The sequence below is a fragment of the Paraprevotella xylaniphila YIT 11841 genome (assembly GCF_000205165.1).
Taxonomy (GTDB): Bacteria; Bacteroidota; Bacteroidia; order Bacteroidales; family Bacteroidaceae; genus Paraprevotella; species Paraprevotella xylaniphila.
The window spans coordinates 64,314-90,028 of record NZ_GL883870.1 but is presented as its reverse complement, the minus strand read 5'-3'; the positions used below and the strand labels follow the sequence as shown (position 1 = coordinate 90,028).

Here is a 25,715-nt window from a genome sequence, read left to right as displayed (position 1 = left end):
GTAGGGCCCGGCCTTGCGCTCCGGTGGGGAACGGCTACCTTTGCTTCAAAGAAATAAGTGTGTCCTTTTCCGCTTCTTACCATCCGTAATTATCCCCTGGCGGTGAAAAGGGATGTCTGCCGGTGACACCTCTCGTCCGGTTTGCAGCCCGTCTTGATTTTTTTATTTTCTTCGCTTCCGGAAACGGTCGGGATGGCATTATTTCCTCGTTCCGTTTTGTAATAAAAATCAATGTCAAACTTAAATTTGCAGGAATTATGGAAGTAGTGGTCATAGAGAAGGCGACTTTCGAGAGGATGCTTTCGGGGTTCGATTTTTTTGCGGAAAAGGTGGAGCGTCTCTGCCGGGAACATGAGGATTTGGGAGAAAGGGAGTGGCTTGACAGCGATGACGTGTGCAGGCTGCTCTGCGTCAGCCCAAGAACCTTGCAGACAATGCGGGAGAACGGGACGCTGGCTTACACGAAGATAAGCCACAAGGTGTACTACAGGCCGGAAGACGTGAAGGCCGTCTTTCCCGCAGCAGGAATGAAACGGCGTATCGTTGCCAATAAAGGAAAGGAATGGAATACCGATACAGGCAACCAATAAACATCGTGCTTATGACTGACAATGACAACATCCGGCTGCTGACACCGGAAAACGACATGCGCGTGCGATCTTTTTTCTCGTCGCTTGAAAACCTTTCAAACAGGGTGGAGAAAATACGTAAAGACAATAAACCCTCGCTGGACGGGGAACGCTATTATACCGACAAGGAGCTGGCTGTGATACTTAAAGTCAGCCGCAGGAGCCTCCAGGATTACCGCAACAACGGCATACTGCCATATACCCAGATCGGCCGGCAGAATCCTGTACAGGGCTTCCGATATAGAACGCACCTTGATGGACGGGTACAGGGAAGCGTACAGGTTGAAAAATACATAAACATCGAACTTTTATCATAACATGATTCAAAATGAAAAGTGGGGAGAAACCGGCTAAAAGCAGGGAGAAGAAAGTAAAAAGTAGGGAGAAAATCATCGCTTTGCTTTCACAGGGCAATACACTGAGCGCAGCAGCACTTGCCCAGCGGATAAGAATACCCCCCAAAGCCGTGGAAAAAACAGATTGCCAGGCTGAAAGCGGACGGAGTGCTCCGACGAATCGGGCCGGACAAAGGCGGATATTGGCAAGTGGTCGAAAAAACGGATTGATTTTTCTGGAAAGAGCGCAGTTTGCTGCCTGCTCGCTTCATCCATCTTTCAAAAGCAATTTGGAAACAAGCAAAATTCTATATTCTTCTTGCTTTGTAAAATAAAAAGATTTAATTCTTGATTTCAATCTCTACTTGTGTGAGAAGTTCGGCTACAGAAACAGTTGTAGCGTGATGCAAAATGCCAACGGCTTTTGTGTGAACATCAGTGAGCGTGATTTGGACTGCTACATCCGCTTTTGGGAGTATAGCTGTGGAAGAGGCAACTTCCCCGACTAGTCTATCATCATTGTGCGCAATAACTTCGAGAAGGACCAAGAAGAAAACCTGAAAGATTTGGCTCGGTTTTTCAAGGAGTACATGCCACGCTACGGTTACAAATACCTATGCACTAAAGGCGACGACTATAAGTATTATCAGACACTTGGTTTGAAGTGTATAATGGACGGTTTTTGTTCCAATTATGCACTAGCACTGAAAGAATTGAATGTCTAATACATGAATTAAGATTAAGGAGGGAACTTCCCTCCTCTTTTCTTTTTATATAGCATAACATTTTATACCTTTGTATTCAAATTGATGATATAAAAATAAAACAATGGATAAACCCATGAATCGAATAAAAGAGGTGCTTGAAGAAAGAGGAATCAAGCAGACTTGGCTGGCAGAGAAACTTGGCAGAAGTTTCTGCATAGTCAATGCATATGTTTGCAACAGACGACAACCAAGTTTAGAAGTTCTGTTTGAAATAGCATCCATTCTTCAAGTAAACCCTAAAGATTTAATTGATAGCAAAAATTAATGTATTATGGCTAAGACTCAAGACGAAATAAAAGAATTGCTTTCCACGAATTTATTTAAAAAGGGAATTGCGAATAATTATATTACTATCAACAACGATAATAGTTATATAACATACCATTGTAAGAATAATACAAAACGTAAACTCAGTAATCCAGAGGAATTTGTACAAGCAACAGCATATCTAAAACTTGTTATTGACTATAATTATTCGCCTCTGAATATATCTGTCAATGAAAATGTTCAAGTAGGTTCTTCAACAAAAGAAGCGGATATTCTTGTTTATAATGAGACAAATTCTAAAATCTTGATTGTAGTTGAATGTAAAGAAGAACAAATAAATGAAAGGCAATTTCAGGTTGCAGTTGATCAAGCATATAGCTATGCCCATTCTTTGGCAAGTCAGTATATCTGGGTTACGTCTGGGATTAAAGATGAGTACTTTGAGATAGTTGAACTATATCCAATAGAACGAATTAGCATCTCAGACATTCCCAAACGAGCGGGGAAAGTTGAAAGGTATAAATATGTAAAAGGAGAAAAAGAACCTCAAGCCGGGACACAGGCAGAATTGAGGCAAAAGTTTAAGTCTGCTCACGATGCATTGTGGGGTGGCGGAGCTTTAGCTCCTACTACGGCTTTCGATGAATTGGACAAGCTTATTTTTTGTAAGATATGGGACGAGAAATGGAGAGACAATACTCCAAAAACAAAAGGGGAACCGTTTGCTTTTCAAATCATATCTTATCCAGAAGACAAAGATGATAAACAGAATCTGAAAGCTAAAACGGAACTTGAAAAACGTGTTCGAGAGTTGTATGAGCATGGGCGCAAGAAAGATCCAGAAGTATTCAAAGATGACATTAAGCTTGACAAACACAAGATATATACCGTCGTTCAGTATCTACAAGACATAAATCTTTCCAGAACAGATCTTGATGCAAAGGGGGTTGCCTTTCAAAGTTTCATGGGAGAATTCTTCCGTGGAGACTTCGGACAATTTTTTACGCCTAATCCGATTGTTGAGTTTATCGTTAATTCTATAAATATTGATAAGGACTGGAAAGTACTTGACACATCCTGTGGAAGTGGTGGTTTCTTGCTTTATGCTTTAAAAACAATTCGTGACGAAGCTAATGAAATATATGGCGAAAATGCTGAAAGTTCATCATGGAAAGATTATTGGCATGAGTTTGCCGAAAAACATTTATTCGGCATTGAAATCAACGAGCAAATATCGCGCGTTGCCAAAATGAACATGATAATTCACGATGATGGCCATACTAACATTATCACTAATGATGGTCTTAAGAATAATAAAACATTAGAGATAGAAAATCGTAATCTTAAATTTCAGGATGGAACGTTTGATTTGATTATGACCAATCCTCCATTTGGTTCTACTATTAAGGCAGACGAAGTAAACTATTATAAAGAATATGAGCTGTTTGAAAAGAATCTTGGCATAACTGAGATAAAAGACCGGATTGCAGATGACAACAATAAAAAGAAATGGCGTGCATCTCAAAGTACAGAAATTCTGTTTTTGGAGCGATGCTATAAATACCTGAATGAGGAAAATGGATATTTGGCAATAGTCGTACCTGATGGCATTCTGACAAATTCAACAAGTCAATATGTACGTGATTGGTTGGTTGAAAAATTCAAAATACTGGCTGTTGTTTCTCTACCACAGCATACATTCTCACACGTTAAAGCCGGTGTAAAATCTTCTATTTTATTTCTCAAAAAACATCCAAAAGTTGTGACTCAGAAATTTGAACAAACGCTTAAAGATGTTAAGGCTCTTGTGCAGAAAGAAAAAGACCTTGACAAAGAACAGCGCACAGAACGGATGTTAGATCTTTATAAGGAGCGAATCTTTCAGTTTGTTAATGACTATAAAGTTTTAATGATAGAAGTTGAAAATATTGGTTATGACGCTACAGGAAAGAAGATAGAGGGTAGTGAACTGCCTGAAGTTGCAAAACGTATTAAGTCAATAATTTAGTATTGCTTATGATTGAAAATAAAATAAATGTCTCACAAGCTTTAGGTAATCGTTTTGATGTGTCTTTTTACAATGCACGTTTTGACTTTGTATCTAATTCGTATCCTTCTTTTGATTTAGGACAATTAGTTTACATAAATCCTCCTGTTTCATTTGATGGCATTTCTGATAATGAAGAAATGTCATTTATTCCTATGGAATCTATTGATGAACATAATGGAACTATTAAGACATTGAAAACTATCCGATTTCGGGAGATTAAAGGTTTTACAAAATTTCAAGAAGGCGATCTGTTATGGGCAAAAATTACTCCATGTATGCAAAATGGGAAATCTGCAATTGCCTGTAAACTAAAAAATGGATTTGGCTGTGGTTCAACGGAGTTTTTTGTGCTAAGACCAAAATCTGATAATATTTTAATTGAATATATTCATTATATATTACGGGATAAGCGAGTATTAAAATCTGCTCAAAATTCATTTGGTGGCTCTGCAGGTCAACAACGTGTATCAAGTTCTTATTTAAAGTCTGTAAAAATACCACTCCTTCCTATTGATATTCAAAAACAAATTATCAAGCAATATATTCAAGCGCAAGAAGCAAAACAGAAAAAAGACGAAGAAGCGAAATCTTTGTTAGATAGTATAGACTCTTTCGTGTTAAAGAATATGGGAGTAGCTTTACCCTCAAAAGATATTTATGCAAAAGTAAATGTAGTTTCCTTATCTCAATTAATTGGCAATAGGTATGACCCTTATTACCATAATGAATACTTTGAAGAAGCATTTAAACATCTAAAAGAGACCTCCAATTACAAATTGGTAAGATTAAGTGATATTACCGTATTGATAACAAGTGGTATTACTCCAAAATCAGGCGGTGATGATTATACTGATTCTGAACATGGTGTAGCATTCATCAGAAGCGGCAATATTGACATTATGGGCGAAGTAGATTTTGATAATTTATTATACATAAGACGCAATGTCCATAATACTCGAATGAAGTCATCTAAAGTACAAAACGGTGATATAATGATTGCTATTGTTGGCGCAACAATAGGACAAGTTGGAATTTACCATTCGTCTCGTGAAGCAAATATCAATCAGGCAATAGCTTTAGTACGATTGAAAGATGGATATAATCCGGAATATATTAAGGAGGTAATAAAATCTTCAATAGGCCAACTTAATCTTGATCGCCTTAAACGACCAGTAGCCAGGGCTAATATAAATCTTGAAGAAATATCCTCTATGCTCATTCCTGTGCCTGAAATCGAGATTCAAAATGAGATGGTAAAAAGTGTTGTTTCAATACGACAACAAGCAAAACAACTTCAAAAAGAAGGAGTTAAATTACTTGAAAGTACAAAACAAGAAATAGAAAAAATAATATTAGGCTAATCCATGAAAGAAGATATTTATAGCATTGCATGTCAATGCCAAACAATCATAAAGACGCAAGTAAGAATTACACGGAATAAAATACCATATTCTCATTTGAATCTTATATTTACAGATTATGATATTAATGGTGATATAAAACTATTAGAGACAAATCTGTTGGCTTTAGTGGAAAATATCAAAGTCAAATATCCGACAATATCCCAGTTACTACAGAAACATATAGATCAATATGATAATGATAAAATTATACATTTAAGTGCTATTGAAGCCATTGTTGACTGTATCGTTTCTTTAGAAAAGAAAGATGTAAATAGTAAACGAATTTTCATAAGCCATTCGTCCAAGAATAAAGATATTATTGAAAAATTTGTTGATTACATCTTGCAACTCGGTATAGGAATAAAAGCCGAAGACATCTTTTGTACTTCTATTGAAGAAATGGGAGTAAAAAATGGTGAGGATATTCGTAAACACATACAAACGAATATTCAAAATGTAGATTATGCGTTCTTGATAATTTCTAAAAAATATAAGGCCAGCGAAATCTGTATTAATGAAATGGGGGCAGTATGGGCTTACGACAACAAAGTACGATTATATCTTTTACCTGATGTGAATTTTAATAAAATAGGTTGGTTGTGCGACACTCGAAAGGCAGAAATGATAAATTCATCTATAGCCTTAGATGCGTTACATAAAGAAATGATAGAATATTTTGGATTACCGGATAAGGAAATCTGGAGTCGCCAAAGAGAAGCATTTCTAAAATATATAAATAACATCAAGTAGAAATTATGGCAAAGTTAGAAGGAATAATATATAAGACATTTAATCATTATGTTGTGCTTAGAGGTTTCGCCCCCATAAAGGATTTGGCCGCAATATCTCATAAACCAGATTCATATCAAAGAAATGCTTTGGACAATCATAAAAAAGAAATCGTTGAGTTTCTTGCAAATGGAGAATACAAGTATTTCCCTGAAATTACTCTTGCTTGCAGAGTACATGATTATGAGAACTTTGCAAGAAATATCGGTATTGATAATGCGGTAGATAGAGATGATGCCCAATTTGTTCCTGGATTAAAAGTTTTAAGTGAAAGACTCCCTTATGAGGGGTATCGGGCAAGACATGCTTATTTAATCAAAAGAACAAATACTGAATTAGTTAGGGTTGACGGGAATCATAGATTGGAACCTTTTGACAGTCCTGCTGATAGCGTTTGGACTGAAACAAATGCGGACATAAATGAGTTGAAAAAACTTATTGTGCCTTTTACTGTGATATTCTCAGCAGAAGAACAAGCGGACAAGTTTGAAGCTGGTATATTCCATAACATAAATTTTAAGCAAGAACCATTAAGACAAGAGGCAAGTTTGAAAATTATTCATGATTTGAATGTGTTTGACGATAAAGAAAATTTAGGGAAAGAATACCCAATTGCACTTCGTCTAATAGAACAAGTAAAGTCAGGACGATACAATGCGATTCCTTGGTTAAGGGTTAATGATTCTATTGACCAAGACTATTATCGTACTGCTTGTTTGAGAATCGTACAATTAATTAACAAGTTTATTCCAGAAATTAAAGAGGCATACGAAGAAGAGCAAAAAAGGTTGCCAGGTACTCAAGCAAAATATGAAGAATTGGATTCGCAATTAGTTAAACTTCAAACATTGCATGATCAACTTGTAGAGAAATTAGATGATTTCAAATTTAGGAGCAATTATGATGTAACTTTACCAGAGTATAGGACACTGGAGAAAGATGTTTATGGATACAGTTTGCAAGTACGCGATTTGCAAAATCAATACAATGGAGCAAAATACTCATTAGAAGTCAGAAAGAGTCAATTGAAAACTTATCAATCATTTCTCGATAAGGTACAAGATGCAAATGCCATAGAACAAGCTTTAAATATAGTTGGACGAGAATATGAACAATTTGAGGGAAACGAATATGGGAATATTGCTTTCTTGTGTGCAATGGTGTTTTATGCATTATTAGATAAGAATCGACTTAAATCCTTTGTGTATTGGGCGAAGCAAAATGGAATAAACAAAATTGTTGATGCAGACGATTTGTCCAACGATGGCTCAGAGAACTTGGTTAATATGTTTGAGCGAATACATCAGACAAAAAGAAATGAGATTTTCATATCAATGCAATTTGGGGATTCTCAAAGTGAATTGATATACGAAAAAATTGTTCGAGCAGTAGAGACATTTAATGCTAAACATCGCAATATAACATTGAATCCAAGACCTATTAGAATTGATAGAACCATTGAATCAAGCACATTCTCCATTCAAGATAAAATACTGGAAGCTATACAATCATGTAGTTTGATTATTGCAGATTTAAGTAGTGCTAACATTAATGTTTATCATGAAATAGGATATGCAATGGGGGTGGCACAATCTCACAATATGATTCCTAACATGATATTATTATATAAAGAAGACACTGACCACAATAAAGAGAGAAAAGATGTGGATAAATTTATTGGATTCAATTTAAGGAATTTGTCACAACTTCGTTTTAAGGATTATTCCCAGTTAGTTGATGGGCTTGTAGAACGATTAGAAAAGCATTACGGTGTATAATTATGGGCAAAACAGTAACAACATATCTCATTGATGGAGATCCGAAAGGAACTCAATACGCATTCATTAGCAACAAGATTTGCCAAATGTTTGTCGTGCCACGTTCTAACCTCTCTTATTTGAATACACAAAAGAAGTTGCAAAAACCTGCGTTTTATATATTACTAGGCGAAGATGAATCAACCAAGCCACAGGCATATATAGGTGAAACGGAAAACTTTAAAGAACGTGTAAAAGACCACGACAGCAAAAAAGCGTTTTGGCAAAAAGCACTCATATTCGTATCGAAAGATGCCGATATGACTAAAGTTGATGTGCAATACTTAGAGTATAAAGCGATAGCTGAAGCCAAGAAAGCAAACGCTTTTGTTTTAAGCGATAATAAACAAATCCCTAAAGCACCGAATCTACCAGAACATCAACAGGACTCAATAGATGAATTTTTCGAAGATGTGAAGTTTTTGGCATCATTTATCGGTTGCAATATCTTTGAAGTATCACAACCGAAGGAAGAACATTTGTTCTACACCAAAGGTAGAGGATGCAATGCAAAAGGCTTCTATAGTTCTGATGGATTCACAGTCCTAAAAGGAAGCATTGTTGCCCCAACAATGGTACCGTCTTTCAACTGGAAAGAAAAGCGAGAAAAGATGCTTCAAGACTACACCGCCAATGAAAACGGAATATTGGTATTGACATCGGATAAAACTTTTTCAAGCCCCAGTACTGCCGCCGATTTCTGTATTGGTAGTAGCAACAACGGCTGGTTAGTATGGAAAGATAAAGATGGAAATACATTAGATTCAGTTTATAGAAAACAATTAGAATAGATGATATGAATATATTTTCTAAAATTTACAAATTCTTATATGATTTGAATAAGGTTGAATCTGAATTACATTGGATAAGAAAAGGATGGTATATAATATTGTTGATTTTTTCGTCAATGTATGTATTAAAAAACTTTGATACATTTGTAACTCAATGTTTTATTTGCAAATTTGATGGAAACAGCTTAATTTTTGTTTTATGGTTATTGTTATTAATCATGCCTCTTATCAATAGTATAGAAGGATATGGTTTTAAATTCAATAAAGAACAAGCCAAGCAAGATGAAATAACACATAAAATCAAAATATTGAAAGAAGATATTATTAAACAAAATAACCATCCTGATTTAGCCGAGTTAGAAAATCAATTAAAAGACATTCAAAAAGAATACACAAATGAATAATTATAATAAGAATCAAGAATTAATCCGCAAATATATTCGTGAATTGATTGATGACGGATTAAAGCAGATGAAAGATTATAATCTTTCAGAAGAATTGTATGGTATATGGCTGAAATATTCTCAACAAGTTTTGGAAATAACTACCAAAGATTATAATCCTGCAATTTTATTGAATTATCTTAGTGTTGTTATGTCAATTAATCCCCAATTAAAGCCTTTTCAAAAAATTGGAATATGCTTGGATTACCTTATAGGGGTATTGAGAATTATTTAAATAATAAAAGCAGGTTAACTCTGATATATTACATTAAATGCTAAACTTCGACGAATACATTCAGCAAGGCGAGCCGCAAAAGCGTGAAAAAGGCTATGCGTGGCAAACGGCAATAGGACTTCAAGCGGTAGATGGCCTGAAGCCCTCCGAATATCTTATTGAGACTGCTCGTAAGCATATTGAGGGGGATATAACCATTGATGAAGTACAACAACTTATCAAGAGTTACTACGATTCGAAAGATATTCGTACTGAAAAAGATTACGAAACGGAGGAAGCCGATAAAGTTTCTGCTAATATAACCAAGCTATTGAACGAGCGTTCGTTTGCTTTCACTGTAGCTGGATTGACCGCTATCCATCGACGAATATTTGATGGTGTATTCAAATTTGCTGGACAAATCAGAGATTACAATATTACCAAAAAAGAATGGGTACTTCGTGGTGATACCGTATTCTATGTATCTGCTCCAGACATTCGGAAAGCCATCGAATATGACCTTGAACAAGAAAAGACGTTTGATTATACGGGGTTGGACATTTATCAAATAGTCAGCCATATAACTCAATTCGTATCGGGATTGTGGCAGATTCATCCGTTTGGAGAAGGTAATACCCGAACTACAGCAGTGTTTGCCATCCAATATTTACGTTCGATGGGATTCAATGTTGAGAATGACCTTTTCGCTAAACACTCTTGGTACTTCCGTAATGCTTTAGTTAGAGCCAACTATCAAAACATACAAAAAGGAATCAAAAGGGAAGTTGCCTATTTGGAACGATTCTTTCGTAACCTATTGATGGGAGAAAACAATGAATTGAGGAATCGTTTTATGATAGTAAATGCGCCCGAAGACATACTCATCTCCACCCCGACAAGTACCCCGTCAAGCACCCCGTCAAGATCGGAAAATCCATTACAGATAGATAATGAAAATATCATCCGGTTAATAAAAGCTATTGCGAACAATAGATTATCTGTCAAAGAGATGATGGCAACCGTAGGATTAAAAAACCGTGAGAATTTTATGGAATACTCACTCAATCCAGCCATAAAAGAGGGATTTGTTTCTATGCTCTACCCCGACAAGCCTCGCCATCCCCGTCAGAAATATCTGTTGACGATTAAAGGATTGGCAGTGTATAATTCTAAATATATGCAAAAATGACAGACAAGAACTGCATATTCCCTATTCAATCTGAGAACATAAACATACAATCAACTAGAAAGCCATTACAAGCGTTCTGTAACATATCTGCGGAAATGTCCTATCTTCAATACATTGTAGCTGATAGCGGACATTCCACAAAAAGACTGAAAATAGACGGCACAACACGTGTATGCAAAACAATGAAATACAATGATTTGCATTTGTCCTTGCATTCTATGTACTTGTAAAAACGGAGGTTGTACTGATAAAATGAATTGTCACTGATAATCAGTGATGTAAATATGCTGCGTTGGTAGTGTCAATATTCTTGGCTATCCAATAGGAGAAGATAGTATTATAAAAATTGCAGACATCAAACTTACAAACGAACTTTTGGATGTCATTTACAACAATGGAAAAAAGCTGTATGAAAACTCAAGAAGTAAGGAAAAATCGACCAAAGAGAAGAAGAAATAAAAAGTAGGGAGAAAAATCATTCACTATGCTTTCTAAGAACAACACGCCAAGTGCAAAAGCTTTTGCCGTACAACGCTATAGGAAAGCAGATAGCCTGACCGAATGCCGACAAAGTGAAAAGCACATTGAACCGGACAAAGGCGGATATTGTCAAGTAACCGAAAAAACGGATTGATTTTTCTGGAGGGAGCGCAGTTTGCCGCCTGCCCGCTTCATTCGGCTGTCAAAAAATATCCCTCCTATAGGATATCGGAACAGCATACAGACCGGTAGTATTCTACTGAACGTATGCTGTTTCTCTTTTGTTTTTGTTCCGACTTTTCCGTCGGTCGCTTGTTTCCGCTGCCGACGGCATCCATTGTACAGACGTGAAAGGGAAAAAGTTTTCGGGCTGAATACGCTCCGAAGGAGGAAGATTCTGCCCGAAACGGCCTGCCGCCCGACTTTTTCACTTTCAATGAAGTCTGTACTAACTTCCATGGGCGGCGAGGAAGCGGGCGACCGCGAAACAGGGATTCTAATTGGAAGATGCCCCGTTTTCACGTCTCCTTGCCATCAGCTTATCCATATCCTCGGAGATTTTATCATCGGTCACTTTGGCATAGCCTTGTGTGGTCCGGATGTTCGTGTGTCCCATCATCTTGCTGATACTCTCGATCGGCACACCTACTGAAAGCGTCAAGGTTCCGAACGAATGTCTGCTTGCATGGTAGCTGAGATTCTCTTTCACGCCGGCCAATATGCCTATCTCGTGGATGCAGTACCAAAGCCTGTCCCGATTGGGCAGAGGGAATACCGGCCTGCCGTCATCGGTTGTATTGTAGAGGGACAATATCTGTTCGGCTACGGGGTGTAACGGTATAAGGGACTCGACATCGGTTTTCTTCCTGTTAATACGGATATACCTCCTGCCGTCCGCGGTTGTTCCGATATGCGAGGGATAAAGCCGTTTCACATCGACATATGACAGCCCCGTGAAGGCCGAAAAGATGAACGCCCTCCGGGTAAGCTCCTGCAACCTCTCCGGCATGGGCTGCTCCATGACCCGTTGCAGTTCCGCCCGGCTAATGTGTTTCAACTTATAATCCGGTTTCTTCTCGTATGGGATATCGGCAAGCGGATTGAAACGGAGTACCTCTCTGTCCACCGCAATATAGATAAGACGGTTCAGCCATGTAAGGCAGTGGTTGATATGCCCATTCCCGCATCCTTTGGTTTTCAGATAGAGTTTATAGCCCCAGCCGAAGTCTTCGGTAATGTCCTCAAAGGCGATGTCCCGCATACCCAGCGACAGCAGATACTCGTGCAGGTATGCCTGCGAGGATTTGGACTGGCGGTAAGAGGAGGTCGAGTTTATCACTTCTGAGCGGATTCTCAGTCTTTCCCGCTCCTCCTCTCCGGCTTTCATCAGTGTGGTGGGAACGGTTGCAACATGGGTAATCTCGTTCTTGAGCATTTCCGCCGTGACCATACCCGCGTCCTTCAACAGATTGTCATATGAGGTTTCTATTCTGGAACGGAGTCCGACAAGGAGGTTGTTTGCCCTTGCATCCTTTACTTCCCCTGTTTTGGCGTTCCAGTTTTTGGGATTGCAGTAATAACCGGTGGCAAATACACTGCTCTTGCCGTCAACGGTGATACGGCACAGTATTGAAGTCGTTCCGTCTGCTTTGACCTTGCCACGGTTGATGTAGTATAGAATGGAAAAAGTGCTTCGCATAATCGAATTGTATTTATAGGGTTAGAGAATGAGTTTCAAATCTTTTGTCGCTTCGATGTATTTGTCCATATCCTCGAAGAGTTTCTTAGGGGTTACACGGGCATACACCTGGGTGGTTCTTATATCCGCATGACCCAGCATCCTGCTGACAGTCTCGATGGGTACTCCGTTTTCGAGTGTCATGAGGGTCGAGAACGAGTGTCGTCCCATGTGGTAGGACAGACGCCCCTTGATTCCGACCTTCATCTTAATGCTTGTCAGACACCATTTCAAGGCTTGATATGGAATCACCGGGAACAATGTCGCCCGTGTGTCGTCACGGTATTTGTCGATAAGGTCTATCGCTTCGGGCAGCAGTTTCACACGGCTCAACTGCCCGTTCTTCCCCCGGCGGTATTTCAGCCACAACGCTCCGCTATCGTCCCTTGACAGGTTATCGGGGGTGATCGCTACCACGTCCACGTACGAGGTTCCGGCATAACAGGCGAAAAGGAACATGTCCCTGACAATGGAGTGTTCCGGGCGGCATCCGGTAAGTTCTATATCCCGTATCTTCTCGAAATCCTCCTTGCTTAACGCTCTTGGAGCTGTTTCCTTCTGTTTGGGTAATTTGTAGTGCTCAAAATAAAATTTATCCGAGTGCCCCTCCTTGAAGGCTATGCGGCAAATCTTCTTCAGGATAGCCAGGTAGTGACGTACCGTCTGGACACCCAAGCCTTTCTCTATCACCACATACTCCTGAAATTCCCGGATGAACTGCTCGTTGAGCTGGCAGAAAGCAAGGTCGGAAACTTTGAACCTGCTGCTGACGAAATCAGCGAGACGGCTGCGGGTATAAAGGTAATTGGGAAGTGTACGGTGGGACACATCGATACCTACACGTGCCCTGACTTCCCCGATATGCCTGTCGAAGAGTTTGAGCAAGGTCATCCGCGTCTCCTTGCTGCCTTGAAAGGCTTCCTTGACCGCTGTCGCATCGAAATCGGTCTTTCGTTCCACAAGGGAGTCGAACGCGGAGTTTACAGCCAACAGCAGCTTGTCGATTTTCGCGTTGACTTCCACCGCCTCCTTGCTCTTGCCGTTCAGACGGCTTTCACGGGGATTCCACAGTTCGGGAGTGCAAGAGAGCTTGCAGCTGAACTGCGCCATCGTCCGGTTAACGGTGATGCGCCCCATTATCGGGGCTTTGCCGAATTTGTCCAGTCCGCTCTTTTTGAGGTAGAGCAACACCTTGAATTTTTCTACTTTCATACGCTTATATTTTTAGTGGCAAATTTACCTGTTTTATAAGCGCTCTTCGATATGCAAAACCATGACAATCAGTGTAATATATCGCTGTTTTAAATTGTTTGATCCGCTCTTCGTTACCTTATCCCTGCCGGTAACAGCCCTGCTAACGATTTGGTAACTGAATATCCTCAATAAGCCTCGCTTTTTTGCGTTTTACTCATGTGGAAGAATATAGAGAAATAGTTAATTACCAGTAAATTGCGTTGTGCTTTCTTTTCGTTGCCATTACTCATATTACTTCTTTCTTTCCATTGTGGGCGACATAGCTACGCTTCGCTGTTGCTGGAAAATGGCGTTGACATATACACAATCAAGTCTTTGATGGGACATACAAACGTCAAAACTACGCAGATTTATACGCATCTTGTAAACGAACAAAAGGAGAAAGCCGCCAATACACTGTATATAGAAAATTTGGATTTATAGGTTGTGGTGGTTATATCCACCATTGAGCATCAACGACTTATGTAATACCAATCATATACTTACCACCATTTGCCCCTCATGAAGCATCGGCTTTTTGAGGGGTGTTTTGTAGCATTGAGACTTTCGGTGAGGAATGTGTTAGTCCCAATAATAGTTTATTCCCCTTTTATTATGTTTTCCAATATATTCTCGTATTAATGAAACTTAAATCTGTCAGTGGTAAATGAGCGGTTGATTGGTGGTGGTTAAGCACCTATTTAGCACTCATAAACATCCCTATACTTTTGCGGCATCAACTTTAATACGAAGAAAATGGTTTATAAAGTAAATTCATTGGAGGAAATGCCGAATGCGTTGTCCTACCTGATTGAGTCCGTAGAAGTACTACAATCCAAAGTAAATGCCTTGCAACATAAGCAGGCAAGTAATTCACCTAAGTGGATGGATATAGATGAGCTTTGTACTTATCTGCCATCACATCCAGCCAAACAGACAGTTTATGGATGGGTATCTACCAAACAGATTCCCGTACATAAAATAAATAAGGCTTTGGCTTTCCTGCAATCGGAGATTGACGATTGGTTGAAGAACAAATCGCACAAGACCCAAGATGACTTAATGGAAGAAGCCAGACGATTTGTCGAATCTAAAAAGATTATCAGATGATGGAAACGACAGATTATTGCTTTTCGTTCTTTCGTAAGCCCATTCAAAACATCGAACCGATAAGGGCTGTAGGCATTGTGGATGTGTATCGCTATGTCATCGGGCATTATGCGCAACCACAAACCGAGTCTCTGCGTTCGATGCTATCTTCTCCCGAATCCAAAAGATACAAAGCCACCCATTTCGACTATTGTACTTTTTCGGGATTATTCCGTAAACGGAATGAAAAGGAACTGATTATGCACTCAGGATTGATGTGTCTGGATTTTGACCATGTGGAGAATATCGTGGAGCTAAAACAGCAATTACTCAATCATGAATATTTTGATACGGAACTATTATTTGTCAGTCCATCCGGTAATGGATTGAAGTGGATAATACCTGTAGACTTGAAAGGCTGGGAACATTCCCGATATTTCAAGGCTGTTGCTAATTGTATCAAAGCAACAGGTTTGCCATCAGCGGATATATCTGGCAGTGATGTAGCTCGTTCTTGCTTCCTGCCATACGACCCACAAGCATATATTAACCATAAATACAAAGATGATGTCGAAGAAAATATTTTCCGCCCAAGATTGGGAGAATGTCCCTTCTGAAATACAGCAAATACATACGCCAAGTATTGCCCCTATATATAATAAGGTGGAGGAAGATGTGGAAAGTGTTGTTCGGGAGATAGAACGGCGTGCCATTGATATAGCCCCTAATTATAAAGATTGGGTAGAGTTGGGCTTTGCACTTGTGGATGGATTAGGAGAGAACGGACGGGAGTATTATCACCGCATCAGCAGGTTTTACCCTACCTATCAAAGGGAAGAAACGGATAAACAATACACGCATTGTCTGCACTCCAAAGGGCAAGGCATTACTATCCGTTCTTTCTTCCATTTGGCAAATCAAGCTGGAATCTTATTGGCTTCGTTCAATAAAGAGCGTTTATCCATTTTGCCAAATATCCAAAATGGTAAAACGGGTAAATGGATAAAATCAGAGGAAGAACTTCCTGCATTTCCTGAATGTGTGTTTGAACACCTTCCTCCTTTTCTAAATGAGGTTGTCAATAACTCCATTTCGGTAGATGACCGTGATACAATATTGATTGGGGCTATTGTATGTTTGTCGGTATGCTTTCATAATGTTTGTGGAGTGTACGATGAGCGTATTGTTTATCCGAACCTCTATCTGTTCGTGGTAGCGGATGCCGGTATGGGAAAAGGAGCATTGACCTTATGCCGGGAATTGGTAGCCCCCATCAACTGCCATTTGCATGAACTTTCCAAACGATTGGAACAGGAATATAAAGAAGCAATGAACACATATATTAAAGGTAAGAAAATTGATGGAATGACTATGCCAGTCGAGCCACCCATGCGTATGCTTGTTATTCCTGCCAATAGCAGCGCAAGTTCTTTCTTGAAGATATTGGGAGATAATGACGGAATCGGACTGTTGTTTGAATCGGAGGGCGACACGTTAAGCCAGACATTGAAATCGGACTACGGCAATTATTCCGATGTGTTGCGAAAGGCATTTCATCATGAGTCGGTCAGTTTGAGTCGGCGTAAGGACAGAGAGTATTGTGAAGTAGCTAATCCGAGAGTGTCAGTCGCTTTGGCTGGAACTCCCGAACAGGTAAGAAGATTGATACCTGATGCAGAGAACGGATTGATGAGTCGCTTTTGCTTCTATATTATCCGCTTCAAGCGAGGTATAAGAAATGTGTTTGCCACAAATGATATTTCCCAATCCAAGAATGCCATGTTCAAACTATTGGGAGATAAATTCTGCCATCTGCATGAGGAATTTATAAGGCAGGGAAATTATTTCTTTTCTCTTCCTTCCGATTTACAGGAACACTTTATAGAATATCTCAGTCGGGTGAATGAGGAATGTTGTGACGAAGTAGATAACAAGATGCAAGGAGTAGTCAGACGGATGGGACTGATTGCTTATCGTACAATGATGGTGTTGACTGCTGTCCGGCATTTGGAAAATGTATATCGTAATTCTTCCTCACTTGATAAGACAGAACAATTACTTTGCCATGAGTATGACTATTCTATAGCCATGAGTATTTGCGAAACCTTACTTTATCATGCCGTATTCATTTATCGGAATTTGTCAGGAAGCCAGTCCAAGCGATTACAAGCCGCTTCACAAGAAACTGGCGTTTATGCACGAAGGAATGCCCTTTATAATATGTTGCCCGAAACATTCACTAAAAAGGATTATGATGCGACAGTTTTAGCTTTAGGTGAGAATGGGAGTACGGCAAATAAATGGATAGAAGCCTTTATCAAAGATGGCAAACTAAGCCGAATAGAACAAGGGAAATATAGGAAGATTTTTTGAGTGGCAAGTTTGTGTTTTAGTGTCACTAAAACCTATGCGGCAAGCGGATAGAACTTCCACTCTCAAAAAGTCAAATTACCAATATCAAAAGTCAATATGAGTATGAAAGAAAAGAAACTTGGTGGCCGCCCAAAGTTGGCGAGTTATCAGAAACGTACGAAATGTTTTCGGGTAATGTTTACCGAAAACGACTATATCTATATCCAATCCAAAGCGGAACAGGCTAGATTGTCTGTCAATGAATTTTGCCATCAGGCGGCAATGGATTGTCAAGTCTGTCAACGCATCAGTCCTGAAATGGCATCGGCAATCCGTGACCTTTCCGGCATCGCCAATAATGTCAATCAGATAGCCCGTCAGATGCACACTTATGGTTTGGAAGTAGTAAAGCAACAATGCTTTTCAATCATATCAGAAGTCAGCAGAATTATCAACCAAGTAAAGAACAATAGCCATGATAGCAAAGATTAAAACAAGAGCAGATTTCGGAGGAATAGTGAATTACGCCAACGACCCAAAGAACAAGAAAAAGAGTGCGACACTTTTAGCACATGAAGGTGTCTGTGCCATCAGCAATAAAACCATAGCCGATTCTTTTCAGATACAAGCGTCCATGCGCCCGAAAGTAAAAAGTCCGGTGAAGCACGTATCACTTGCTTTTTCTTCACAAGACATTAGCCGTTTCCCTGATAACGAAGAAGGAGATGCGCTGATGGTGGAGATTGCCGAGAAATGGATGGAGCAGATGGGGATTCGTAATACTCAATATATCATAGCTCGGCATCACGACACGAAATATCCTCATTGTCATTTGGTATTCAATCGGATAGACAATGACGGCAATCTTATCTCTGACAGTAATGAAAGAATACGTAATACTAAAGTATGTCGGGCTTTGACTAAAGAATATGGACTGTACTTTGCCCCTAAAAACAGCAAAGCCAGAAATAAAAGCCGTTTGCATCCTCATCAATTGCGGAAGTATAATCTACGGTCTGCAACTCTTGATGTGCTGGCTGTATCTCACTCATGGAATGATTTTCTTGGCATTCTCAAAGGTCAAGGCATAGATATGTGTTTTAATCGTTCTGATAACTCTGATAAAATTCGTGGTATATCCTTTTGTATGGATGAATTTAGCATTGCTGGTTCTAAACTTGACCGTGATTTGAGCTTCAACAACCTTTGCACTATATTGGGTGATGTAGCTGCGGAACTGATTATTCAACCCCATCAAGTCATAACTCCCGGTGGAGGTGGAGGAACCAACAATGAACAAGGCGGGCGGGATGATAAAGACAAGGATAACCAAAGAAGCGAACCTTTTTATAAACCTTCAAAACGTAGAAGATAATGAAAGAAGATGTAATAGCTGCAAATCTTGCAAATTTGCGCCAAAGTATCAGTGAACTGAAAGAGTGTATTGAAAAACAGAATGTCACTGTTTCTAAATCGGAACAATCTGTAAAAGTGGAATTTGATGAAAAGACCATTTATACTGGAATTGCCAAAAGTTTCTGTACTTGCTGGAATGAAGCCTTGTCTGTGATCAAGAAACATATCTGGCAACAGCAGCCTAACACATTGCCGTTTTCGCTATGGTTTCCGAAACTCATTGATTTATTCAAGCAGAAGTCCAAACTTCTTGAATATCTTTATCGGCACGTTTGCGATTACAATCAGAATCGTATAACTATCGAAACTAATACCCGATGTATATTGAAACGGCAGGATGAGATATTAGCAAAAATCAATGAATTGAAAAGCCCTGTAACCGTTATTCCACCTAATATCAGTGGGTTGTTTATATATGGCTATCATATTAAGCTACGATATGTCATGGTCTTCATTGTCGTTATTATGATATGGGCCGTTGCTGTTTCTGTTAGTAGTATGAAGTATAAGGAAGAGAGCTTTGCGTATTATTCTATGTATAGAGCAGTGAAGGAACAGAATCAGAACTTGATAGAAAAGCAGATAGCAATAAAAGGGGAAAATTAGTATATGCTTCTACGTATATACTGTTTGCTCCAATTTATCCCTTTACATTTTAATCAATTGTGAAGGAATTTTTTATATTGGTGTATATTAATATAATTTTAAGAGTTATGATTTACGGATACATTAGAGTAAGCAGTGACAAACAAACTGTAGAAAACCAACGTTTTGAGATAAGTAATTTCTGTAATAATAATGAGTTGACAATTGGCGATTGGATTGAAGAAACTATTAGTGGAACGAAAAATTACACAAAACGACAGCTTGGACGTTTACTGCGTAAAGTACGCAAAGATGATATTATCATCTGTAGTGAGCTTTCACGTCTTGGACGCAATCTTTTTATGATTATGGAAATCTTGAATATCTGTATGACAAAAGAATGTAAGGTATGGACAATTAAAGATAACTATAGACTTGGGGAAGATATACAAAGTAAAGTCCTTGCCTTTGCTTTCGGATTGTCAGCTGAGATTGAACGCAATCTTATCAGTCAACGTACAAAAGAGGCGTTAGCGAGAAAAAAAGCAGAAGGGGCAATGCTCGGACATTGTCGTGGCTTTCGTTGTAGACTTAATCCCAAATGTGCCAACAAGCACGATTATATTGTAAAAGAATTGGCTAAAGGAACAGAAAAAACAGTTATATCTAAAAGATTGAAAGTATCAAAAACTACATTATATCGTTATCTCGTTTATACGGGGCTTCATTTGCCTATAAACTGTCAACAAGAAGGATGGGAAGAGTATGGTATCTATCATTGATTTCTATGTACTACAGAAGCGACCCTCAAAAGAGGGCTTCGATATTGTCATTGGCAATCCACCGTACGGTGCTAAAATTTCATCTATAGACAAAGCATGCTTCAAACATATATTTACATCTGCTCAAACTATACCTAATATACAAAAAGGATCTTTAGATACTTTTTCGCTTTTCATTGATTTAGGTTACCAAATATTACACACTAAAGGAAATGCAATCTTTATTGTTCCACTAAGTGTTACTGCTTCCGATGCAATGTCAGGACTTCATAGACTACTAATAAATCACTGTGACGAAATCTATGTCAGTTCATATGGAGACAGACCACGCCGTATATTTGAAAGTGCAGAACAACAAGTATCCATTATTAGTTTTAAAAAATCCAGCAACAAGGCCACAAGAATTATGACTACGCATATCAACAAACGCTATTCTGATGAATCTCTGTGGTTACTCTTAGATGACCTAAAGTTTGTAAATGCCCTTCATCATATTCGCAATGGGAGAATTCCAAAGATAGGCAATGAAATAGAATTAGGAATATTATGCAAATTAGAGCGTTGTGTCACAACAATAAAAGATGTGTATAAACGAGAAGGTTTACCTATTTATTACCGGAAGGCAGGTGGTAGGTACTATAAAATAATAACTAAGATTCCTACTCATTCTTCTGCAGAAGGGGAATTGAAAGTCAGAGAAAAATATCAAAGTCTTGTAGGAGCAGCCTTGTCAAGTAACCTTTTCTATTGGTTTTGGCTGATACACTCAGATTGGCATAACCTACGATCATCCGAATTAGAAATGTTTCCTATCCCATTCGAATCATTTTCAGATGAAGAACTTGATAAAATAAATACTTTATATGATACTTATCTTAATGATTTATATTCAAAGAGCCAGACAACTAAAACGGGACTGAAATGTTTTTTTGCAAGACAATCTAAAATGCATATTGATGCAATTGATAAATTTATTGGAGAAAAATATGGTTTATCTGAGATTGAAATAAAATTTTTAATCAATTATGACTATCAATATCGAAATGCTGAATAAGCATTAATTCTGAAAGGAAAGATTATGATAATTGGAGGGATTATCCTCCAATTATCATTCATTCTCCAGCCAACCTAAATTCTAATTCGTAATTTTTGATAAAATCGGTTTCCTCCTGCGTCAATCCGTATAGCGGACAGATGTAGTCATCTATCTCATCAATGATGGCTTTGGAGCGTACAATTTTGTATTCCTTGAATGAATCAACATTATAGGTGGACTCTCCAGAAGTTATTCTGATATTAGCTTTTGCCTCTATGTCAGAAAGATAACGAGAATACAACTTGTCAAGATAGTCAATATCCTCAGCTGAGAGCTGTGGAACTGTGAAATTCTCTATCTCGTATGTCTTCCAATTTAAATTATCAGAAAAAATCTGATAGAACCAAAATGACAAACTGCTACTGAGTACGCAGCCAACAGCATCTGCGATTTTGGAATTAGCGAAATAGATAGTTCTCTCTGCTGATGAACCGGTACTATAATTTGTTACGACTTTGAAATATCGCCCTCCTGCAAACCTATATATGATTGGACTCCCTGAAGTCTTGATAAGAGATCCTAACTTTGTATAGTTGAAGAGTTTGTTTAAGATGGTTTTCTCTATTTCAGAACCTATCTTTGGAATACGACCATAAAGTGTTTGCCCTTTCACATCAACAAATTGCAAATTATCAATGAGCCTTTGTAATTCAAACTCATTCCCTCTTCTGTGCATCTTGGTTGAGAAAAGATACTGACATGGCGTTTCAGTCTTCTTAAAAAGAAGTATCGAAGTGTTTACTACAGCGTTCTCAAAAACAGGCTTAGGACGTACTGCATACGATGATATGTATATGGTATCACAGTTTCCCATCAAAAGACGGTGTACGCCTGTTAGGGAATCACTTGATGTCAAGGATATTGGAACGATATAGGCAAAACTCCCATTCTTCCTAAGCAGATTGTATCCCAATTCTATGAATAGTGTATATGTATCAAGAGACCCCTTCTGTAATCCTCGGATGCTATTTGCCGTCACATAGGTATTCTTATAATACCTCTTTGTTTGGTTGTCGTATTTCGCTCCGTACGGTGGATTGCCAATGACAATATCGAAGCCCTCTTTTGAGGGTCAACAATATGTCATTGATACAATGCTTCCACAAGATTATTGAGCTGTTCTTCCAATTCAGAGTAATCGGTATTTGTTTCTCGAATAAGAAGAATCTGTTTTGCAATTTCGCCAATAGCGTTTTGTATTTCTCTTTGCGGAACAGGTATTGGAAGATTACGAATATGTTCTGGATATATGTGATAGTCACCGCCTCGTTGGTCTGTCAACAGCTGGTCTGCCATAGAAGAATTAAGGATGCCAAGCAAATAATACAGGTCGACCTTCTCAGACAGAGATTCCATAGCTTCACGGCTATGTTTACTGAATTTCTTTACACTAGAAGATATGCTTTTATTGCTAACATCTTTCAAATCTTTCCAAAGAATAGCACAGTAGATAGAGTGATTATGCAGAAAGTGTTCTTCTGCATCTATTATCACGTTGATAGTTCCTAAACAATTCATGATAAGTTTTGGACGGTCATACAACTCGCGAAAAGTTGGACGGCGTAGTTTCTCTGGGCAGCGTTCCGTGTTCCATTCAAGATAGCGTACACGTTTGACTTGAAATTTGTCTATATCCTTTGCTTCAATATACTTTCTACAATGGATAGCATCGTATGTGTCACTTATCAAATCTTCTTTTTTGAATGCTCCTTGGGCATCCTTCTCATTGGCATTAACAACCATTCCTACGCTTATATAGCAGAAGTCACCCAATACATTCATATTAGCAAAACGGTTTCCTGTTCTTTCCTCTTCTGTCAAGTTCCAAACATAATTCTTCTTGTCCAGTTTTAATGCCTTTGGAGATTTGCTTAACACTTCACGGATGGTCTTGTCCTCAAAGATTTGTGTGATGCGAAGTTCACCCTCTGGTTGACTGTTCTGAATAAATGGAATACAGTTACTCACTGTGGCATTCTCAAAAATCTTTGTTCCATTTAGGTCGGCTATTTCCAACAAACGATACTCTTCTACAATCATCTTACGGAGTTTCTTTCCATACTTTTGATTTGTCAAAGGATATGGGACTATCATAGAAAATACTCCATTGGGGCATAGTAACTGCATACCAAGTTCCATGAAAGGAACATACAAATCCCACTTCTCATTAAGCGATTTATACTTCTTGCTTGCCACTATACGCTGCCGCTGTTCGTTCAATTCTGGTGATGCTATCTGTGTTGGCGCACTGATGTATGGTGGGTTACCAATGGCTATGTCGAATCCGCCCCCATTTGAGGGTCGTGAGAAAACATCATGGAACCAGGTATGCCAGAGGAAGAACTGACTGTTTGCAGACAAGTCCATATCTTCAAAATCAATATGAATACCTTGTTCAACGAGTTCCTGCTTTACAATATCTGCAATGTCCTTTCTCAGCTGCATTTTCTTGTCATGTTCAGGGCAAGCGTAATATTCAGTAAGTTTGTCGCGTAGATTTTTGCGATAAACATCTAACATGCTATCAAAGAAAGTTAGACTTTCACCAGCTCCTATTTTCTTTTCTGTCATCGTTGAAAGGTCAACACCCTTATATTGCTCCAGAAGGGAATTCCCCTGCATAATCTTGAAATCAAGGTTAGGCAGAGCCTCTGGTGACTTTTCGTCAACAATCAGTGAGAGCCAGAAACGAAGTCGGGCTATATCCACTGCTCCACGTTCAATGTCAACACCATAAATGTTGTTTTGGATAATGTGACGTTTAATGTTAGCTGCATTCTCTACAATGTTTGGCTCAATAGCAGAACGGCAGAAGAACAGTTCGCGCAGCAATCCCATTGGAAAAGCACCAGAGCCAATTGCAGGGTCGCATATCTTCACATCGTACAGTTTCTGATCAATGTATTCCTTTAATTCGCCCAGCTGGGATGCATCGTGAGTTGTCACAAACTGACGTATACACTCCTTGTCTTCTTCCCTCATGTCTGTTTGCAGATATGCTATCAAGCTTTCTCGGCACATGTACTGCACAATCTCTTTCGGCGTATAGAATGCACCCTTATCCTTGTTGTCCTCCAGCAGGTTTTCAAAGATGCGTCCAAGCATTTCTGGATCAACGCCCACTTCTGCATCGTTTGGGTCATTTTCATCGATGGTAAAGTTGTACTGCGAGAGCATTGTCAGCAGGCCATTAAAATAGCTGGCAGGAAAATGACTGGGCTTCTTGTCAAGAATGTCACGTTCAAACAGACCGCCGTTCAAATATGGAATACGACAGTTGCGGAAGCCTTCTACTTTTGTGTCGTAAAGGTCGCCCTGATCTGAACGGTTACGGTCTAAACCTTCTGTAAACAAGTCTTCTAATATGTCATCAAGAAAGTTTTCCTTTTGACGTTCATTTGCATTCTTGAAAATATTCAGCATGAAATCACGATCGCCTTCGCCCCATTCCTTGCTTGCAGGAACGCCAAGCCAGCCTTTCTTTTGGAGGAAGTGCAGGAACACAATGCGTCCAAGAAGTTTCTTCACATAGTCACGAATGGGTTTTTCCTCACGGTCACGAATTTTGTCAGCAGCCATACCCGTATGGTCAAAGCCTGTATCAATGAAGTGTTGACGCATTCCGTTTGTAGGGTCAACCATGTAATTGACAAAAGCTTCGTATTGAGCCTTGTACTTCCCAAAGAACTCTTTAGAAAGAGCTTCAACGTTGAATGCATTTTCGATGTCTTTAATTTCAAGAGAATTCCTTTTGTCGTATAGAGCTATGAAGTTGTCAGTTGCCGTGCGGCATGACTGACCAGGCCCCAGCAGGAACGTATAGCGTTTGCTGTCGGTGGATTCTTCTTTGTTGCCACTCTTTCGGCAATAGGTGAAACGCCAATCCCAACGAGTATCATCCTCGTAATGGAACAGCATGAAGGCACAAGAGAATTGATCCATGACAGCACGGATGAGCCGCTGGATGTTCACACGGTTATGCTCCATCATAACCCGGTCGCTGACTGTCACATCGAAAATCTGTAAAGGTTCAACGCCAACATACATCATTCCAACTTGCTTGATGCTGCGTATTCCCGTCGCTTCTGCCAGTTGTCTTCGTTCGGGCTGACTCTCCAAAAGCTCTGTTTCAAAACCATCCTCAAAGTCATCTTCACCGAAAATGGGAAAAATAACATTGTTGAGGAACGAACTCCAGCCTTGATATCGGCTGCTTAAATATTCTTTTAATGACTCCTTATTCATGGGGG

Annotated in this window: 24 protein-coding genes and 3 pseudogenes; 23 read left to right on the top strand and 4 right to left on the bottom strand. The window is 39.0% G+C overall.

Features of this window, described 5'->3' with window-relative positions; genetic code table 11:
- Nucleotides 1–257 precede the first annotated feature (257 nt).
- The 14 genes and pseudogenes from HMPREF9442_RS11495 to HMPREF9442_RS16275 all read left to right on the top strand — a co-directional run bounded on the left by HMPREF9442_RS11495 (nucleotide 258) and on the right by HMPREF9442_RS16275 (nucleotide 11,328).
- The gene (locus HMPREF9442_RS11495; RefSeq protein WP_040603051.1) at nucleotides 258–590 is read left to right on the top strand and encodes a helix-turn-helix domain-containing protein; all 333 of its coding nucleotides are present in this window, start codon (nucleotides 258–260) and stop codon (nucleotides 588–590) included.
- 11 nt (nucleotides 591–601) lie between these two features.
- Nucleotides 602–926 (top strand): annotated as a pseudogene (locus HMPREF9442_RS11490) (helix-turn-helix domain-containing protein).
- 31 nt (nucleotides 927–957) lie between these two features.
- A complete protein-coding gene (locus tag HMPREF9442_RS11485) occupies nucleotides 958–1,299 on the top strand; it encodes a hypothetical protein (protein WP_008628690.1) in 342 nt (113 codons plus the stop codon).
- Between the two features lie 9 nt (nucleotides 1,300–1,308).
- Nucleotides 1,309–1,689: pseudogene (locus HMPREF9442_RS11480) on the top strand (hypothetical protein).
- A gap of 103 nt (nucleotides 1,690–1,792) precedes the next feature.
- Nucleotides 1,793–1,996, top strand: coding sequence for a helix-turn-helix domain-containing protein (locus HMPREF9442_RS11475; RefSeq protein ID WP_008628687.1), 204 nt, complete (start codon nucleotides 1,793–1,795; stop codon nucleotides 1,994–1,996).
- Between the two features lie 6 nt (nucleotides 1,997–2,002).
- Nucleotides 2,003–4,006: a type I restriction-modification system subunit M gene (locus HMPREF9442_RS11470; protein ID WP_008628686.1), complete on the top strand. Its 2,004-nt coding sequence runs from the start codon at nucleotides 2,003–2,005 to the stop codon at nucleotides 4,004–4,006.
- 8 nt (nucleotides 4,007–4,014) lie between these two features.
- The gene (locus HMPREF9442_RS15430) at nucleotides 4,015–5,409 is read left to right on the top strand and encodes a restriction endonuclease subunit S (protein ID WP_008628685.1); all 1,395 of its coding nucleotides are present in this window, start codon (nucleotides 4,015–4,017) and stop codon (nucleotides 5,407–5,409) included.
- Between the two features lie 3 nt (nucleotides 5,410–5,412).
- Entirely contained in the window at nucleotides 5,413–6,201 is a 789-nt protein-coding gene (locus HMPREF9442_RS11455) for a toll/interleukin-1 receptor domain-containing protein (protein ID WP_008628684.1), read from the top strand.
- 5 nt (nucleotides 6,202–6,206) lie between these two features.
- Nucleotides 6,207–8,018, top strand: coding sequence for a hypothetical protein (locus HMPREF9442_RS11450; RefSeq protein WP_008628683.1), 1,812 nt, complete (start codon nucleotides 6,207–6,209; stop codon nucleotides 8,016–8,018).
- Between the two features lie 2 nt (nucleotides 8,019–8,020).
- Nucleotides 8,021–8,848, top strand: coding sequence for a GIY-YIG nuclease family protein (locus HMPREF9442_RS11445; RefSeq protein WP_008628682.1), 828 nt, complete (start codon nucleotides 8,021–8,023; stop codon nucleotides 8,846–8,848).
- Nucleotides 8,849–8,853: 5 nt separating this feature from the next.
- On the top strand, nucleotides 8,854–9,252 hold the full coding sequence (locus HMPREF9442_RS11440) for a hypothetical protein (RefSeq protein ID WP_008628681.1): 399 nt from the start codon (nucleotides 8,854–8,856) through the stop codon (nucleotides 9,250–9,252).
- A complete protein-coding gene (locus HMPREF9442_RS11435) occupies nucleotides 9,245–9,526 on the top strand; it encodes a hypothetical protein (protein WP_008628680.1) in 282 nt (93 codons plus the stop codon). The genes HMPREF9442_RS11440 and HMPREF9442_RS11435 overlap by 8 nt, the downstream gene beginning before the upstream one ends.
- Before the next feature lie 37 nt (nucleotides 9,527–9,563).
- Nucleotides 9,564–10,694 carry a Fic family protein gene (locus HMPREF9442_RS11430; protein WP_008628679.1) on the top strand — a complete coding sequence of 377 codons (1,131 nt, stop codon included), beginning with the start codon at nucleotides 9,564–9,566 and terminating at the stop codon, nucleotides 10,692–10,694.
- A gap of 484 nt (nucleotides 10,695–11,178) precedes the next feature.
- Nucleotides 11,179–11,328: a hypothetical protein gene (locus HMPREF9442_RS16275; protein ID WP_008628676.1), complete on the top strand. Its 150-nt coding sequence runs from the start codon at nucleotides 11,179–11,181 to the stop codon at nucleotides 11,326–11,328.
- Nucleotides 11,329–11,670: 342 nt separating this feature from the next.
- On the opposite strand, the gene HMPREF9442_RS11425 is transcribed toward HMPREF9442_RS16275, so the two are convergent.
- Together HMPREF9442_RS11425 and HMPREF9442_RS11420 are read right to left on the bottom strand one after the other, a co-directional pair.
- Nucleotides 11,671–12,873: a site-specific integrase gene (locus tag HMPREF9442_RS11425; RefSeq protein ID WP_008628672.1), complete on the bottom strand. Its 1,203-nt coding sequence runs from the start codon at nucleotides 12,871–12,873 to the stop codon at nucleotides 11,671–11,673.
- 21 nt (nucleotides 12,874–12,894) lie between these two features.
- Nucleotides 12,895–14,124, bottom strand: coding sequence for a site-specific integrase (locus tag HMPREF9442_RS11420; protein ID WP_008628670.1), 1,230 nt, complete (start codon nucleotides 14,122–14,124; stop codon nucleotides 12,895–12,897).
- Nucleotides 14,125–14,403: 279 nt separating this feature from the next.
- Between HMPREF9442_RS11420 and HMPREF9442_RS11415 the strand changes: the two are divergent.
- The 9 genes and pseudogenes from HMPREF9442_RS11415 to HMPREF9442_RS11375 all read left to right on the top strand — a co-directional run.
- A pseudogene (locus HMPREF9442_RS11415) lies at nucleotides 14,404–14,589 on the top strand (tyrosine-type recombinase/integrase); the annotation flags it as partial.
- A 312-nt stretch (nucleotides 14,590–14,901) separates the two neighbouring features.
- Entirely contained in the window at nucleotides 14,902–15,255 is a 354-nt protein-coding gene (gene mads1, locus HMPREF9442_RS11410) for a methylation-associated defense system helix-turn-helix domain-containing protein MAD1 (protein ID WP_008628660.1), read from the top strand.
- Nucleotides 15,252–15,851, top strand: a complete 600-nt coding sequence (locus HMPREF9442_RS11405; RefSeq protein WP_008628658.1) for a BT4734/BF3469 family protein — start codon at nucleotides 15,252–15,254, stop codon at nucleotides 15,849–15,851. The genes mads1 and HMPREF9442_RS11405 overlap by 4 nt, the downstream gene beginning before the upstream one ends.
- The gene (locus HMPREF9442_RS11400; protein ID WP_040603018.1) at nucleotides 15,802–17,607 is read left to right on the top strand and encodes a DUF3987 domain-containing protein; all 1,806 of its coding nucleotides are present in this window, start codon (nucleotides 15,802–15,804) and stop codon (nucleotides 17,605–17,607) included. The genes HMPREF9442_RS11405 and HMPREF9442_RS11400 overlap by 50 nt, the downstream gene beginning before the upstream one ends.
- Before the next feature lie 102 nt (nucleotides 17,608–17,709).
- A complete protein-coding gene (locus tag HMPREF9442_RS11395) occupies nucleotides 17,710–18,078 on the top strand; it encodes a MobC family plasmid mobilization relaxosome protein (protein WP_040603044.1) in 369 nt (122 codons plus the stop codon).
- Nucleotides 18,062–18,961 carry a relaxase/mobilization nuclease domain-containing protein gene (locus HMPREF9442_RS11390; protein ID WP_008628655.1) on the top strand — a complete coding sequence of 300 codons (900 nt, stop codon included), beginning with the start codon at nucleotides 18,062–18,064 and terminating at the stop codon, nucleotides 18,959–18,961. The genes HMPREF9442_RS11395 and HMPREF9442_RS11390 overlap by 17 nt, the downstream gene beginning before the upstream one ends.
- On the top strand, nucleotides 18,961–19,608 hold the full coding sequence (locus tag HMPREF9442_RS11385) for a hypothetical protein (protein WP_004313932.1): 648 nt from the start codon (nucleotides 18,961–18,963) through the stop codon (nucleotides 19,606–19,608). The genes HMPREF9442_RS11390 and HMPREF9442_RS11385 overlap by 1 nt, the downstream gene beginning before the upstream one ends.
- Nucleotides 19,609–19,715: 107 nt before the next feature.
- Nucleotides 19,716–20,369 carry a master DNA invertase Mpi family serine-type recombinase gene (locus HMPREF9442_RS11380; protein ID WP_005818830.1) on the top strand — a complete coding sequence of 218 codons (654 nt, stop codon included), beginning with the start codon at nucleotides 19,716–19,718 and terminating at the stop codon, nucleotides 20,367–20,369.
- A complete protein-coding gene (locus HMPREF9442_RS11375) occupies nucleotides 20,353–21,423 on the top strand; it encodes an Eco57I restriction-modification methylase domain-containing protein (RefSeq protein ID WP_005818831.1) in 1,071 nt (356 codons plus the stop codon). The genes HMPREF9442_RS11380 and HMPREF9442_RS11375 overlap by 17 nt, the downstream gene beginning before the upstream one ends.
- Before the next feature lie 58 nt (nucleotides 21,424–21,481).
- On the opposite strand, the gene HMPREF9442_RS11370 is transcribed toward HMPREF9442_RS11375, so the two are convergent.
- Both HMPREF9442_RS11370 and HMPREF9442_RS11365 read right to left on the bottom strand, forming a co-directional pair.
- Nucleotides 21,482–22,510, bottom strand: coding sequence for an Eco57I restriction-modification methylase domain-containing protein (locus tag HMPREF9442_RS11370; protein WP_087944113.1), 1,029 nt, complete (start codon nucleotides 22,508–22,510; stop codon nucleotides 21,482–21,484).
- A gap of 38 nt (nucleotides 22,511–22,548) precedes the next feature.
- Nucleotides 22,549–25,710, bottom strand: coding sequence for an Eco57I restriction-modification methylase domain-containing protein (locus HMPREF9442_RS11365; RefSeq protein WP_008628653.1), 3,162 nt, complete (start codon nucleotides 25,708–25,710; stop codon nucleotides 22,549–22,551).
- Between the last annotated feature and the right edge of the window lie 5 nt (nucleotides 25,711–25,715).

Excerpts from the sequence above, each read along its gene's own strand:
- HMPREF9442_RS11495 (WP_040603051.1), top strand. The coding sequence starts at position 258 with ATGGAAGTAGTGGTCATAGAGAAGGCGACTTTCGAGAGGATGCTTTCG.
- HMPREF9442_RS11485 (WP_008628690.1), top strand. The coding sequence starts at position 958 with ATGAAAAGTGGGGAGAAACCGGCTAAAAGCAGGGAGAAGAAAGTAAAA.
- HMPREF9442_RS11475 (WP_008628687.1), top strand. The coding sequence starts at position 1,793 with ATGGATAAACCCATGAATCGAATAAAAGAGGTGCTTGAAGAAAGAGGA.
- HMPREF9442_RS11470 (WP_008628686.1), top strand. The coding sequence starts at position 2,003 with ATGGCTAAGACTCAAGACGAAATAAAAGAATTGCTTTCCACGAATTTA.
- HMPREF9442_RS15430 (WP_008628685.1), top strand. The coding sequence starts at position 4,015 with ATGATTGAAAATAAAATAAATGTCTCACAAGCTTTAGGTAATCGTTTT.
- HMPREF9442_RS11455 (WP_008628684.1), top strand. The coding sequence starts at position 5,413 with ATGAAAGAAGATATTTATAGCATTGCATGTCAATGCCAAACAATCATA.
- HMPREF9442_RS11450 (WP_008628683.1), top strand. The coding sequence starts at position 6,207 with ATGGCAAAGTTAGAAGGAATAATATATAAGACATTTAATCATTATGTT.
- HMPREF9442_RS11445 (WP_008628682.1), top strand. The coding sequence starts at position 8,021 with ATGGGCAAAACAGTAACAACATATCTCATTGATGGAGATCCGAAAGGA.
- HMPREF9442_RS11440 (WP_008628681.1), top strand. The coding sequence starts at position 8,854 with ATGAATATATTTTCTAAAATTTACAAATTCTTATATGATTTGAATAAG.
- HMPREF9442_RS11435 (WP_008628680.1), top strand. The coding sequence starts at position 9,245 with ATGAATAATTATAATAAGAATCAAGAATTAATCCGCAAATATATTCGT.
- HMPREF9442_RS11430 (WP_008628679.1), top strand. The coding sequence starts at position 9,564 with ATGCTAAACTTCGACGAATACATTCAGCAAGGCGAGCCGCAAAAGCGT.
- HMPREF9442_RS16275 (WP_008628676.1), top strand. The coding sequence starts at position 11,179 with ATGCTTTCTAAGAACAACACGCCAAGTGCAAAAGCTTTTGCCGTACAA.
- HMPREF9442_RS11425 (WP_008628672.1), bottom strand. The coding sequence starts at position 12,873 with ATGCGAAGCACTTTTTCCATTCTATACTACATCAACCGTGGCAAGGTC.
- HMPREF9442_RS11420 (WP_008628670.1), bottom strand. The coding sequence starts at position 14,124 with ATGAAAGTAGAAAAATTCAAGGTGTTGCTCTACCTCAAAAAGAGCGGA.
- mads1 (WP_008628660.1), top strand. The coding sequence starts at position 14,902 with ATGGTTTATAAAGTAAATTCATTGGAGGAAATGCCGAATGCGTTGTCC.
- HMPREF9442_RS11405 (WP_008628658.1), top strand. The coding sequence starts at position 15,252 with ATGATGGAAACGACAGATTATTGCTTTTCGTTCTTTCGTAAGCCCATT.
- HMPREF9442_RS11400 (WP_040603018.1), top strand. The coding sequence starts at position 15,802 with ATGTCGAAGAAAATATTTTCCGCCCAAGATTGGGAGAATGTCCCTTCT.
- HMPREF9442_RS11395 (WP_040603044.1), top strand. The coding sequence starts at position 17,710 with ATGAAAGAAAAGAAACTTGGTGGCCGCCCAAAGTTGGCGAGTTATCAG.
- HMPREF9442_RS11390 (WP_008628655.1), top strand. The coding sequence starts at position 18,062 with ATGATAGCAAAGATTAAAACAAGAGCAGATTTCGGAGGAATAGTGAAT.
- HMPREF9442_RS11385 (WP_004313932.1), top strand. The coding sequence starts at position 18,961 with ATGAAAGAAGATGTAATAGCTGCAAATCTTGCAAATTTGCGCCAAAGT.
- HMPREF9442_RS11380 (WP_005818830.1), top strand. The coding sequence starts at position 19,716 with ATGATTTACGGATACATTAGAGTAAGCAGTGACAAACAAACTGTAGAA.
- HMPREF9442_RS11375 (WP_005818831.1), top strand. The coding sequence starts at position 20,353 with ATGGTATCTATCATTGATTTCTATGTACTACAGAAGCGACCCTCAAAA.
- HMPREF9442_RS11365 (WP_008628653.1), bottom strand. The coding sequence starts at position 25,710 with ATGAATAAGGAGTCATTAAAAGAATATTTAAGCAGCCGATATCAAGGC.